Origin of the sequence: Nitritalea halalkaliphila LW7, from assembly GCF_000265075.1 — a bacterium.
GTDB lineage: Bacteria > Bacteroidota > Bacteroidia > Cytophagales > Cyclobacteriaceae > Nitritalea > Nitritalea halalkaliphila.
In genome coordinates this window covers 25,378-38,959 of record NZ_AJYA01000053.1, presented here as the reverse complement: position 1 = coordinate 38,959, position 13,582 = coordinate 25,378, and the positions used below count along the sequence as shown (strand labels likewise).

The 13,582-nt window shown below is 46.0% G+C and carries 12 protein-coding genes and 2 pseudogenes; 6 read left to right on the top strand and 8 right to left on the bottom strand.

The window, feature by feature from the left end; all coding sequences use genetic code 11:
- The first annotated feature begins 1,114 nt into the window (after positions 1–1,114).
- Positions 1,115–2,341: a 6-bladed beta-propeller gene (locus A3SI_RS13910; RefSeq protein ID WP_262491788.1), complete on the top strand. Its 1,227-nt coding sequence runs from the start codon at positions 1,115–1,117 to the stop codon at positions 2,339–2,341.
- 138 nt (positions 2,342–2,479) lie between these two features.
- Positions 2,480–3,706, top strand: a complete 1,227-nt coding sequence (locus A3SI_RS13905) for a peroxiredoxin family protein (protein ID WP_156810315.1) — start codon at positions 2,480–2,482, stop codon at positions 3,704–3,706.
- A 73-nt stretch (positions 3,707–3,779) separates the two neighbouring features.
- Here the strand turns inward: A3SI_RS13905 and A3SI_RS13900 are convergent, their stop codons facing one another.
- The 7 genes and pseudogenes from A3SI_RS13900 to A3SI_RS13875 form a co-directional block, all read right to left on the bottom strand.
- Complete coding sequence (locus tag A3SI_RS13900) at positions 3,780–4,382, bottom strand: DUF2179 domain-containing protein (protein WP_009056872.1); 603 nt, start codon at positions 4,380–4,382, stop codon at positions 3,780–3,782.
- A gap of 131 nt (positions 4,383–4,513) precedes the next feature.
- Complete coding sequence (locus A3SI_RS22930; protein ID WP_009056870.1) at positions 4,514–5,293, bottom strand: MFS transporter; 780 nt, start codon at positions 5,291–5,293, stop codon at positions 4,514–4,516.
- Complete coding sequence (locus A3SI_RS22925) at positions 5,283–5,633, bottom strand: MFS transporter (protein ID WP_009056869.1); 351 nt, start codon at positions 5,631–5,633, stop codon at positions 5,283–5,285. Before A3SI_RS22925 ends, A3SI_RS22930 begins: the two co-directional genes overlap by 11 nt.
- A complete protein-coding gene (hemH, locus tag A3SI_RS13890) occupies positions 5,634–6,668 on the bottom strand; it encodes a ferrochelatase (RefSeq protein WP_009056868.1) in 1,035 nt (344 codons plus the stop codon).
- A gap of 185 nt (positions 6,669–6,853) precedes the next feature.
- Positions 6,854–7,291: a DUF4168 domain-containing protein gene (locus tag A3SI_RS13885; protein ID WP_009056867.1), complete on the bottom strand. Its 438-nt coding sequence runs from the start codon at positions 7,289–7,291 to the stop codon at positions 6,854–6,856.
- A gap of 148 nt (positions 7,292–7,439) precedes the next feature.
- Positions 7,440–8,683: pseudogene (locus A3SI_RS13880) on the bottom strand (cation:proton antiporter).
- Between the two features lie 3 nt (positions 8,684–8,686).
- Complete coding sequence (locus A3SI_RS13875) at positions 8,687–9,475, bottom strand: universal stress protein (RefSeq protein WP_050977534.1); 789 nt, start codon at positions 9,473–9,475, stop codon at positions 8,687–8,689.
- A 270-nt stretch (positions 9,476–9,745) separates the two neighbouring features.
- Here A3SI_RS13875 and A3SI_RS21090 point away from each other — a divergent pair, with 270 nt between their 5' ends.
- The 4 genes and pseudogenes from A3SI_RS21090 (at position 9,746) to A3SI_RS23335 (ending at position 13,104) form a co-directional block, all read left to right on the top strand.
- The gene (locus A3SI_RS21090) at positions 9,746–10,012 is read left to right on the top strand and encodes a hypothetical protein (RefSeq protein ID WP_238531779.1); all 267 of its coding nucleotides are present in this window, start codon (positions 9,746–9,748) and stop codon (positions 10,010–10,012) included.
- A 52-nt stretch (positions 10,013–10,064) separates the two neighbouring features.
- Complete coding sequence (locus A3SI_RS21085; RefSeq protein ID WP_238531778.1) at positions 10,065–10,760, top strand: M14 family metallopeptidase; 696 nt, start codon at positions 10,065–10,067, stop codon at positions 10,758–10,760.
- Positions 10,733–11,350, top strand: a complete 618-nt coding sequence (locus A3SI_RS21080) for a hypothetical protein (protein ID WP_238531777.1) — start codon at positions 10,733–10,735, stop codon at positions 11,348–11,350. The genes A3SI_RS21085 and A3SI_RS21080 overlap by 28 nt, the downstream gene beginning before the upstream one ends.
- 10 nt (positions 11,351–11,360) lie before the next feature.
- Positions 11,361–13,104 (top strand): annotated as a pseudogene (locus tag A3SI_RS23335) (M14 family metallopeptidase).
- A gap of 112 nt (positions 13,105–13,216) precedes the next feature.
- Here the strand turns inward: A3SI_RS23335 and trxA are convergent.
- A complete protein-coding gene (trxA, locus tag A3SI_RS13860; protein ID WP_009056862.1) occupies positions 13,217–13,522 on the bottom strand; it encodes a thioredoxin in 306 nt (101 codons plus the stop codon).
- Positions 13,523–13,582: the final 60 nt, after the last annotated feature.

Genomic DNA, 13,582 nt, shown 5'->3' with positions numbered 1-13,582 from the left:
TATTATTTCCATATTGGCTCTAATTCTTGGTCGATCTTGCATCTGTTTATTAGACGGATCAAAAAATAAAGAATAAAATGGAAAGATTAAAAACAGAAATTTCTATTTATCAAACMAAGAAGACATTCAAAACTATTTTTTGAACTACTCTAAGCCGTACTTACTTAAACTCTGTTTTTATTGATAAGAGAAAATTCTTGTCTTTCATAACTGAGTTTCACGAATCAACCACGAACAATCTAGGGAAAAGTGTATTTTTTGTCTTTAGCGATGATGACTGTGATGCCTGTATAAGCAATGAAATGATTACGTTGGACAGTATTTCAAAGATTTTTGATGGAAAAATAGTTGTTTTGAAAAACACTTACAATAGTGGAGAATTAATTTTTCTAAAAAATAACTTCCCTTCCCTTCCAGAAATCTATCCTATACCAGAACATAGCTATAAATCCTTTTTTATAGAAAATAATACTTTCCCTTTCTATGCTTTTACAAAAAATAATTTTTCCGAAATCACTTTTTTTTGTGCCTCATGCCGACTTCCCTTATTTAAGTAAACAATTTTTTGAGATTAATCTCAGACAAGAATAAAATATTTGGCGACGAAAGGCATTATACGAATCATAAAAATAATCTACCTAATACCAAATCTCTCCATTCACTTTTGCATTCAACGGTTCGGACAAAGTATCTGGAGACCTGCCTGTACAAAAGATTCAAAACAGCTATTACAGTAGGAATTAGCATATCAATAAACTATATGAAACAAAAATAATTCAAAAATTTTGTAAAACTAAAAAAATAAACTTAAATTTAATTAACTGTCATAATTTTAGAAACGAAAATTCGAAGCAGCGATTACCGTGTCATAACACTTCATATTATTCTGTATCGGCATGTTCAGCAGAAAAGGAGCAGTGGAGAAATCAGGGGTAAGGGTGAAAATGAAGCACTTCGTACGATCTCGGGCAGGTGACCGCATTTAATTCACATTATTCAATGCGAAAATGAAGCTCCTAATAAAGGTAATCTTACTGTGTTTGCTTTTTCTTGTTTCATCTTTAACAGACATATGTAAGACAAACAATCTAAAAATTAAATCATTACTGTGAATATGACTCACTTTCCTGCACTACTTCTATGCATCTGCTGCCTACACATTCACTTCTTCTCCCAGGGACAGAAGGTGTATCCTACTAGCGCAGCCGATACATCACCGGAACTAACAAAGATTACCGTTCGATCACAGGATATATTGGAGAGCTTTACAGTCACCCGAGACAAACTGTCTGAACACTACATAGTGCCACTAGAAGTTACGGATGCAAGCTTAATCGGAAAAATAGACAAAGTCATAAGGCATGAGGAAAGGATTTTCGTCCTGGACTGCGATATTGCCCAAGCAGCATTCTGTTTTAATCTCGAAGGAAAATTCTTATTCAAACTTGGTAGCTCAGGCAAAGGACCCGGTGAATATCGTGAATTAAGAGACATCGTTTTATATCCAAGCACCAATGAAATAGGCGTTTTGCAAGGTGAAAAAATCATCTGGTACAGTACGGAGGATGGAGCATTTACAGGCTATACCACTGAACTGGAAAACATCGTGTTAGACAAGGTGAGTCTGTTAGATTCCACTCGTCTCATCGGATACGCCAATAACCAATGTTTTTCAAAAGAAAATTGTTCGAAATTCTACAGTTTCACGAAAGATGCTAAAATACTAAATCGTTATTTACCTATTGAAAAACAAGAAAAAAACCTTTATGTAGATTATGAAAATCCTTTTTCAGGAGGCACTTATAGTATTGGGTTTACACATGTACTAAATGACACCATATATACGATCAATGGACACGGTAAGATGGTACCAAAAGTTTGGTTTGATTTTACCGACATGGCTTCAAATGACAAATATGAGCTACCAAAAAGCACAAAGCAATATGAGAAATGGTTTAACAAAACAGTAAAAAATAAAACAGTAAAAGGTTTGACTTTTTATCATGAAACAAATGATGTCATTCAATTCAAATTCCGCAGAGGAGTGGATTTAGTTTGGGGACTATTTCTTAAGGAAACCAGTAGACTGATCTTAAGCGAAAACATTTTTGCTGACGAAATATTATTTATTAATACTAATGTAGGAATTCACAAGGATGCGTTTATCGCTTATTTTCCTAGAGGAATCGTTTTGCAAATTAGTGAATCCCTTCCCTCTGCTGAAAATGAAATTAAAGACTTAATTAATACATACGGAAAAAACTTTTATGACTACATGATATCTTTAGATGGAGCTGCAAATCCCATTTTAGTGTTTTCAAAATTTAAAAATGATCTATGAAATTGATTATTACATCCATATTACTACTAAATTTGTGCGGATTTAGTCTCTATTTTTTAGCGAAGCGAAAAAAAAACCATATTGCTTACGTACTTCGTACTTATTCATTTTTCTATTCAACTGCCCGCGCAAAGCATCTTGAGAATACCCTACACGCTTGAGCCTGGCACTGCTGCCTTTACACCAAAATACAGCTTACTTTTCGAATACGATGAAAACACGAAACCAAAAATAAAAATAGGCGAACCTGAGCTTTCCGGAGTCCCCGAATACATGAACCAAGCTAGAACATCGTATTTGGTGGTGGATTATCCGCAGTTTCTTCACCAACTGTTAAAATCCGGGAAAATTGATTCTACCACCGTAGCAAAATTTAAAGAAGAACACCCATTCCGTGTTGACTCCTCTGCACATCATACCACCCGCTCCTATATGGCTCTAGTCGTAGGCACTACGAAAACAGGCCAACGAATAGCCAGATTTGATAGCAACTACGATGGAGATGTTTCAGATGAAATGGATTACGTAATAAGCCCACTGCAAACAAACGAACCGCTTGCTCTAAGCCTGGATGACGCTTTATCTTTCCCCTTTGAATTTGTGGTAGATGGTAGATTAAGTGAAAAAAACATTCCCATTATACTAAAAACAAATACGCATGGAGACAGTATCTACTATGCAGCTGCATCCCATGGCAAAGCACACTTATTCGATCATGAGCTAAGCCTTAATTTGGGTTTTTCTTTTGACCCAAGTCTGAGTAATCCCGAATTACTAATTACAAATGAAAATGGACCTGTGGGAGGTATAAAAAAAGACGGCGATTTGCTACGGATTGGAAAACGTTTCTATCGATACCAAGGAGTCGATCCTATACAGCAACATATACGCTTAGAAAGAGTAACCATACCTTATTCGTTTTGGTCTAAAGACTCCAGTCACTATGCCCCGTATTTTGAAGGAGTTGAGTTTTCAACGAACAAGCAAATATCCTTAACAGACTTACAGGGGAAATATGTGTTTCTGAACTTTTGGGGTACATGGTGTGGTCCATGCATGGCGAAAATCCCCTCTATAGTGCAAGCCTTTAAGGAGTTAGAAAATGAAAACGTAGTTTTCTTGGGCATAGCCAGTGAATCACAAAAAGGCTTCGCTAAAGTACTTGATAAACGTCAAATCGATTGGCCACAAATTCTTTCCGACAGTACGAACGAAATCGTAGAAAAATTCAACATTTCCAGTTATCCGACGACCATGCTTTTGGGCCCAGACGGAAAAATTATCGATGTCAACCTAGATGAACACACCTTGGCTCAGGCTATTCGACAGTACATGGAACTGTATAACCTGGCATTAGAAGAATAAAAATAGGATGAATGGGGTAGGCCTCACCTCCAGCAGGCCTAGCCTACAGTATGCTCTCCGCAATTTACACCACTTATTTCCGAATAAGGCCTCGCAACTTGGTACTAAAACGCGGTTTATCCTCCATTACATTCAGTTCATCTTCACTCACACGCTTTACGCTCTCGATAGTGTAAAAAGCCTTCTCGTCCACTGCCTTCAGCTTCCCAACGAAACGCTCCAAACTATCCCGCTTCATGACGGTGAACACCAAATTTACTTTGCCATAGCGCCCCTCAGCACCCACGACCGTGAAGCGGTAATTCTCATCCTTCATGTAATCGAGAAGCGGCGTAAGTGGCGAAGGCGAAATCACCCGTACAAGCACCCGGCCGAGTGCCAACCGTTCCTCTATAGTCATGCCCACATAATTACCCATGGCGAAGCCTCCCGCATAAGCGATATAAGACATAGGGTTATCGATGTTTTGAAAAATTTGGCCGATGGCCAAAAGCCAAATCATAGCCTCAAAGAAACCTAAAATAGGCGCCACATTCTTTTTGCCATTTAGGACAAACATGATCCTCAGCGTATTAATAGAAACGTCCGAAACACGTGCCAAGAAAATAAGCACGGGCATAATAACGTAACTAAAGAGCGTTGGGGAAACACCGAGTTCGGCGAGAAATTCTTGCATAGTATCGAGTCTTTTGGCGCTGCAAAGGTACAGAAATCAGGACACTTTTTCAGCCTGTGCCCGAGCTTTTGCCTCTATCGTATTGGCTTTACCGGCCTGAAGGCCAAAGAGCCAAAACAGCACCGTACAGCCTAGCATAAGATAAAGCAAGTGGTCCCAGTTGCCAAAAGCATCAAAGACCAGACCAAAGCACACCGGCCCAAAGCAGCCAAATAATAGCCTGCCGACTGCGCCATGCCTGAAAGCGCTCCCGTCGTCTGCTCGTCCTCCGTGCGCAGGCCAATCATCGTATAAGCCAGGGAGATGCTCGAACCCATACTGGTCCCTAAAATCACCATACACACATACAATACAGTCGTATTTTCGATAAACAGCAGGCTAAACCCGATCAGATAGCCTGCACTCACCAAGCTGACCGCTCCCTGTTGCTGCCGAAACTTGACCGCGAAAATCGGCGCCAAAAAGGAGCCCGCCAGGCCAATCAGCTGCATCACAGAAAGCAGCAGTCCCGCCTTCGCCGTACTGTACCCCCTAGCCACCAGCATATCGGGGAACCAGCTCACCAGCGTAAAAAAAAGTAAGGACTGTACCCCAAGCACCATGCTGACCTGCCAGGCTAGACGTGATTTCCATACGCTCACCCCAGCAGGTAATGCCTCTCCACGGGGCTGCTTCCCCTCCTTACGCTGCATCTGCGGCCACCAAAGCACGATTCCAATGAGCACCAGCAAGGCCCAAGAAACCAGCGACCCTCTCCAGCCAAAACCCTTAAACTCCGCCAAAGGAGCAGCCAGCCCAGAGGCCACCGCCGCAAAAAGCGCCATCCCCGTCGTATATAGCGAGGTCAGCAGCCCAATGCGATTTGGCTCCCTTTTTTTTATCAAAGGGATAAGGAGTACATTACAAATCACAATCCCCACTCCCGTGAGACCCGTCCCCAAAAAAAGCCAAAAGGCTCGGCAGATAACGAAGCAGTGTGCCTATAAAAATAACGACAAGTGCCCAACCTATGGCCGGTGCCAAACCCAACCGCCGCCCAATGCGCGCACTCACCAGCGAAAAAGTAGCAAAGGTGAGCAAAGGCAGCGTGGTTAAAAAGCCCGCCATCGTATTCGAAAGCCCTAAATCCTCCTTAATATACGGCACCAAAGGCCCTATGCCCGTAATCGCTGGACGTAGATTAAAAGAAATAAAAAGAATCCCCACGATAAAAAACCATGAGGATCCTGTAAACGAATGAGAACGCGTCATCTAGGTGTTTTTTTCTACTAAATCCTTCACGCATTCCACCCATGTGTCACGTGAATTTAAACTAGGAACCAGATCCCAGCGCTCGCCACCCAGCTCTTCGAACTCCTCCTTATACTCTTCCCCTACCTCCACAGTGGTCTCTAAGCAGTCAGCCACAAATGCAGGCGAGAAAACAAGCACCTTCTTGATCCCCTCCTTCGCCAGCTCTTCGATAATATCTTCTGTATACGGCTTGATCCAAGGGTCTTTCCCCAGACGTGACTGGAAACAAGTAATCACCTTTTCCTCCGGAAGTCCTAACTTATCCGCGATGAGGCGCGTGGTATGGAAACACTGTCCGCGGTAGCAAAACTGGTTTTTCTTCGTATAGTTGGCACAGCACTTATCACTGAGCTGACAGTAGCCATCCACAGACCCTTTACGAATCTGACGTTCTGGCAGCCCATGATAAGAAAACAAGTAGCGATCATACTGCTCCTGCTCCATCATCTCCCTTCCGAGCTCCGCCCAAGCCTCTAAAAAGAGGGGATGATCCACGAAATTATTAACAAAAGTGATATTCGGGATGATCTGCCAGGTGCGTGCGATTTCCATCACCTTATCCACCACCGAACCATTCGTCGCCGAAGCATACTGCGGGAACAGGGAGATCACGATGATCTTCTTCACATTCGCCTTATTCAGCTTTTTCAGCCCCTCTTCGATGCTTGGGGACTGATAGCGCATGGCGATTTCTACCTCATACTGGCGCATATCTAATTTTTCCACCAACTTCTCCCGCAGATCCTGCGTGTGAAAAAGCAGCGGGCTCCCCCGTTCAGTCCATAGCTTACGGTACTCCTTCGCTGATTTCAGCGCTCGAAACGGAGCGATAATCAAGTTGACCAGCATCCATCTCGGGATATACGGGAAGTCAATCACACGTCCATCCATTAAAAACTGACGTAAATACTTCCGCACATCCCCCGTGGCAGTACTGTCCGGCGTGCCTAAATTAACCAGCAGGACACCCGTTTTTGCTTTGTTCTTCTGCATACTTTTTAAAAACTTCTCAGCTTATAAAAGCCAAAATTACACGTAATGTTCCACATATACGATTTTTCTTTCGATCGCACATCGATAAAATCGATTTAAAACCGAAAAAGCCTCTCTCCGCACATTCGGTGGAAGAAAGGCCTTTTATTTTGCCTCCCGGGCAACGTACACGGAGACAAAGTTGCTTATCCTTCGTCTTCCGCCATCATTTTTTCTACTTTATCACGCACCTCAGGATCCTGCTGATACGCCATGAAGATCATCTGGAACTTCTGCTGCCCGAGCTCACTGTCTTCGATCATTTTCATGACCTCGCCCTGAAGCTCCTCCTGCATTTTCATCACCATCTGTCCGACCTTATTAAAGGTAGCCATCTCCTCTTCATCCTTCGCTACCTCAGAAAGCTTGCCCTGCTCCTGCGCTTGGGCGATCTGCTGGAAGCGCATGATATCCATGCCCTCTTCTTCGATCTTAGCGACCATTTTCTGCTGCATGGCCTCCTGCTTCGGCATAATTTTCTTGTTTAAGTCCACAAAGGCCTCTATGTCTTCATCTGAAATGTCCGCAGGTGCCGCCTGATTTGGAGGCATCATTTGCTGCGCAAAAGCGCCAAAGCTGACCAAAAAAGCACATATAAAGCTTAAACCAATTAATTTTCTTAAGAATGTTCGTCGCATAATAAATGTTAAGGTTTGATACAAATTATCTTTAAATGTACAAAAACGCGACCACTTTTAACAAAAAACAGAGGAATTTTCACCTTTTTTTAGATTAAGCAGCGGCCTCTGGCGGCTTTTTCAGCGCCCAGCGCATCAGTGGCCCACTACTCATACTGGTCACGATAGCCATGATCACGAGCGCCACGAAGAGCTGCTCCCCGATCAAGCCATTTTCTAAAGCGATCAAGCCCAGGATAATCTCCATGGCGCCTCGAGCATTCATCCCGAACCCTACGGCTAGGGCTTCCTTCACTTGGAAACCTCCCTTAAACGCGCCATATCCGCTCCCCACGATTTTTCCTGCGAAGGATATCGCTAAGACAGCCAAGGTCAGTAAAAGATCGAAATTGGCGATAAAATTGATTTTCAACCCGATAGAAACGAAGAAAAGGGGTGCGAAAATATTATTAATAAACTGATGGACGATTTCTTTCGCGCGCTCGGACATGTGCTCACTGTCTCCTAGGGCTACGCCCAAAAGAAATGCCCCAAAAATGGAGTGGATCCCCAGCCATTCCGTAAAGGCTGCCGCCAGAAAACAGAAGGCCATCGAAAGGGATAGAACCCCTCCCGGCCAGGCCAGCTTTTTATTGACCCAGGGCAAGACCCTATTGATGATCATTTTCCCCAGTGTGAGCATAAAGAAGGTAAAAAACAGCGTAATGCCGATCGTTTGCGCCAGCGAAAGTGACCCCGCCTTCCCCATAAACGAGAGAATGACGGAAAAAATCAGCCAACCGATAATGTCATTCACCATAGCCGAAGCCACGATGAGCATGCCCATCTTCGTCTTAAAGAGATCCATATCCATCAGTATCCGTACCACTACGGGAAGTGCTGTAATCGACATGGCCGTGCCCATAAAGAGTGAAAAAAGCAGGCGATCCCCCTCTCCCATGCCAAAAAAGTCCGCAAAGTAGTAGGGAAAAATGAACCCAAGTGCAAAAGGTACGATCAATCCCAGCAGTGAAATACTAAGCGCCGATTTCCCCTGCGACCAGACCAGATGGAGCTCCACTTCGAGCCCTGCGATGAATAAAAGCAGGACGACCGCGATCTGCACGAAGCCGTCCAGCGCGATATTCGCATCCACATTCGATGCGAAAAAGAAATCAAAGCTCTCCGGGCTAAGCGTGCCCAAGATCGTGGGCCCCAGAAGGATCCCTGCTAGCAGCTCACCGACGACAGCGGCTGCCGAAACTTCTGCGCCACCTCCGCTAAAACCCGCGCCAGCAGCAGCATGACTGCCAGCTGTAAAAACAGGTTGATGACCGCGGCATGCGATAAACTCTCCATAGACTACGGTTTTAATATCAAAAGATTACAGGGCAGGTTCGACAGCATATCCTCGAGGTCATGCGGGAAAAGGCGGTCGATGAAGCCCAAATTCCCCTCATCGCCTAGCACGAGAAGATCCGCCTTCGACTCAGTTGCGAATTTGGCCAGCTCCACAGCCCACTTCCCCGAGGTCACCTTGATGGTGATGCGCTGCTCCTGGCAGTCGATCCCATCTAAAATATCTTGCACATATTTAATCTCCTCCGCCACAAGTTTCTTACGCATCTGCGAGGCTTCCTGCTCCCCTCCTTCAGCAGCAGTAGCCATCTGAAAACCATACATCTTAATCTCATTCACGATAAAAATGCGGGGGTCTGGTTCCAAGCGCGCCAGCTTTAGCCCCGAGGCGATCACCGTAGGAGTCTGCGCCTGCTGGGTGCCATTAATAACGATTCGACTAAAATGCCGCGGCTCGGTGCTCGGCTCGATAAGCGTCAGGACGGCACATTTCGCCTTACGGATAATTTTTCGAGCTACAGAGCCTGTGTAATAAGTAAAAAAGCTTTCGGACTTTAACGCGCCGGTGATGAGTAAATCCACCCCTTGACGCTCACAGACCTCTAAGATCTTTTTTACAGGCTTACCCTTTTCCCACACGATCTGTGTGCGGGCAGGGTCGATCTGATACCGTGTGCACACGGCTTGAAGTTTTTCTTCCAGAGCTGCACTATGGTCTCCCACATGAATAAGGAGTAGCTCGGACTGAAAAAGGGTTTTTAGACGCTTGGCTTCGGCGATGAGCGCCTCCATGCGTGGCGAAAAAGCGACGGCTAAAGCTATTTTTTTTAAACATGGCGAAGGAATAGGAAAGTGGAAGATAAAACAATTCCGCTGCTTAAAAAAATCTGCCCATTTCAGCACCCTTTAAAGCGCACATTTACCGCTTATCCGATAGCCCCACAGCCTTCCTTACTTCGCGTTCCGTATGGCTGAAAAAAATGCTAATATCGCTTGTTGGAAATCCCATAAATCTGAGAAGTGGATAAACTGATTACAAGCAAAACCAAAAAATAACGTTTTATGAAAAAAAAGTATCTCTCCCTCCTGGCCGGCATGGGGCTGCTGCTCGGTAGCAGCGAACTGACCATGGCGCAGGGAGACTACCCGACACTTTCCCAAATCGACCAGCGGGTGAAGCAGATCGGTAATTCCTCGGTAGCCTCTGTGAAGAGTCTCACGAAAACGGCTGGCGGTAAAGACATCTGGGCCATCCAGATCGGTACTGGCGACCGAGATAATAAACCGGCGCTCGCTATCGTAGGCGGTATAGAGGCTTTCATGTGCTGAGCGTGGAGCTGGCGCTCCAATTTGCGGAACGCATCAGCCAAGAACGCCCGAGGTGCTCGAAAATGTGAGCTTCTACGTGTTCCCGAACATGTCCCCAGACGCCTATGCGCAGTACCATGCGAACCTAAAGTATGAGCGCCGCGGAAATGCCGCTCAGGTAGACCACGACCGCGACGGCCGCACAAGTGAAGACCCTTACGTGGACCTGAACCGTGATGGCATGATCACGCTGATGCGTGTAGAATCTGCCCTCGGAACGCATAAACCCCACGAGGAGGACCCACGCGTCATGGTGCCTGCAGACGTGAAAAAAGGAGAAAAAGGCAGCTACTTCGTGTATGCCGAAAGCAGAGACCAAGATAAAGATGGACAGTTCGGTGAGGACCTGGAGGAGGGTATCGCTTTTAACAGAAGCCTCACCTATAAGTTCCCGATTTTCACACCTCTAGCAGGTGATTTCGCCGTCTCACAAGAGGAAAGCCGCGCCCTGCTGGATTACCTTTTCGATCAGTGGAACATCTTCGGCTTCGTGAGCTTTAGCCCTGCCAACAACCTATCCGCTCCACTAAAATACAACCCCGCCGATGCCAGAAAGCGCGTGGTAACGAGCATGTTAGAAAAAGACGTAGCACTTAACAGCATGATTTCCAGCATGTATAATGAGGTCGCAGATAAGGCTTATTTACAAAGCAACCAAGGTACCGACGGAGACTTTTTCCAGTGGCTTACTTCCATTTTGGCCGCCTGAGCTTGAGCACGCCAGGCTGGTGGGCTCCAGAGACCAAGCCAGCAGAGGGGAAGGCTAGCAGCCACCCTGAGGTGAACTTCTTGGCATGGGCAGAGCAGGAAGGCATCGACGCCTTTGTCCCATGGACAGCCGTGGAGCATCCCGACTTCCCTGGGAAAAAAGTAGAGGTGGGAGGCATTAAGCCCTTCCTGCTCTATAACCCTCCTTTCGAAAAAGTAGCCGACATCGCGACGACACATACAGATTTTATCTTGTCTTTGGCCGCTAAGGCCCCCAAGCTCGAGTTCCACGACGTGAAAACCGAGAAACTAAGTAACGGCTTAACACGGGTAACCGCCACACTTTATAATAACTCCCCGATCCCTACGCATACCGAAATGGGTGAGCGTTCGCGCTGGCTGCGCAAAGTCCGCGTGGATATCAATAAAAAAGCGGATGATTTAGTGGCTGGAGAGAAAATTAAATTGATAAACAGCGTGGGTGCTTATGAGAAAGTAACCATGAGCTGGGTGATCCAGGGCAGCGGTTCTGTAGAAGTAAAGGCTGGGGCTGCACACACGGGCTTCGCTAAATTTAACGTAAACCTGTAAGTATTAAGAAATGAAATTGAAAAACTGGTTATATACGACAGCACTCGGAGCGGCCCTAAGTATCGGCACACTCCAGACAGGGCAAGCACAGGAGCGCTATTTCCGCGCGATCGGTACGCCACATAATCCTAAAGTTCAGGTATCCTGGAATCGTTACCATACGAACCTGGCACTGGAGGAAATTATGAGGGAAATGGTCAAGCAGCATCCCAACTTGGTCAAGCTTACCAGTATCGGTAAATCCTATGAGGGAAATGACATTTGGGTGCTAACCATTACTGATTTTAAGGCGGGCAAGGCAGAGGATAAACCCGCCATGTGGATTGACGGTAACATTCACTCGAATGAGATCCAGGGGACTGAGTTTTCCCTTTACACCGCCTGGTACCTAACAGAGATGTATGGCGACCTGGACTTTATCACGGAGCTGCTAAAGGACAAAACCTTTTACATCGCGCCGACCATTAACCCGGACGCGCACGATTACTTCATTAAGGAGGCCAATACGCAAAACTCTCCACGCTCGGGGATGATGATCACCGATAATGATGGCGATGGGGAGTTCGGAGAGGATCCTTTTGATGACTTAAATAAGGATGGCCATATCACCATGATGATTCGGAAGTCGCCTACGGGACGCTATGTGAAGGATCAAATGGACCCACGTAAACTGATCATGGTGGCGCCAGATCAGCAGGGAGAATACGAAATGCTGGGCTACGAAGGAGTGGACCGTGACGGTGATGGACGCATTAACGAGGATGGCATCGGCTACTACGATCCAAACCGTGACTGGGGATGGAACTGGCAGCCGGATTATATCCAAAGTGGTGCCCTGCGCTATCCCTTTAGCGTACCGGAAAACCGCGCCGTGATGGAGTTCGTCATGAAGCATCCGAATATCGCCGCTGCACAAAGCTACCATAACTACGGGGGCATGATCCTTCGTGGCCCTGGGGACTGCCGAGGATTTAGACACCTATAACCGCAGCGACATCAGCATCTACGACGCGATCGCGAAAAAAGGTGAAGAGTTTATGCCGGGGTACCGCTACCTCGTCGTGTATAAGGACCTTTACTCCGTTTTCGGTGGACAGCTCGACTGGTTTTATGGCGGCAGAGGTATCTTTACCTATTCGAATGAATTGATGACCTCCTACCTCTACTTCCACCAGAACGCAGGACGCGGAAATCAAGACGAGCAGATGAAGGTAGATACCTACCTGACTTTTGGCGATGCCTTCGTCAACTGGGAAGAATACGACCACCCGCAATATGGAAAAATCGAAATCGGTGGCTTCAAAAAGAATTTTGGACGCCTCCACCCAGGTTTCTTGATGGAGCAAGATGCGCACCGTAACTCTGCCTTCACGATCCTCCATGCCTACCACACCCCGAAACTGAGCGTCATGGACGTGAAAGAAAAAGACCTTGGTAGAGGTTTAAAGGAAATCACGGCCACCATCTATAACGAGCGCCTTATTCCTACACACTCTTCTCAGGACTTAAAGTACAAAATCGAGCGCCCTGACCATGTGAAAATCGAAGGCGTTAATGTGGTAGCTGGCTTTATCGTGGAAAACGAGGACTTTAACAGACTGACAGAGCAAACTGTGGATCCCCAAACCATGCTAGTAGCGAATATCCCAGGGATGAACGCTGTAAAAGTACGCTGGATCGTATCTGGTAATACGAACCGTTACAGCATACAAGTGGACTCCGCTAAGGGAGGAAAGGCCTCTTGGTCGAAATAATCGGTATAGAAACAGAAAGTGGGTGATAGCGCCCCCTTTCCTTCGCGCCTAGCCGGCGCAAAACAAACAAAAACCACTCTAAGGCTCTTATGGAGACCCTAGAGTGGTTTTTTTATAGAAAGCCTTTCAGCTGCTGAAGCAAGTTCCGCTTGGTTTGGTAACCTCCTTTACGCCACAGTATTTTGCCTTTTCCTACCAGCATATAATGGGGAATGGAGCGAACGCCAAAGGTACGTGCCGCTTCCGGGTTACGATCGATATTTACCTTATATAAGCGAATTTTCCCACCGGTCTCAGCTACTACTTCTTCTAAAATTGGCGTCATCGTCTTGCAAGGGGCACACCAGTCCGCATAAAAATCCACAAGGATAAGTCCCTCCTGCTGCTTGAATAATGCCTGTAATTTCTGTTTCGACATATCGTTTACTACTTATTATGCCAAGGCCCTTTGCCTCGATTTAGTTCGCCTCGCGTGTGT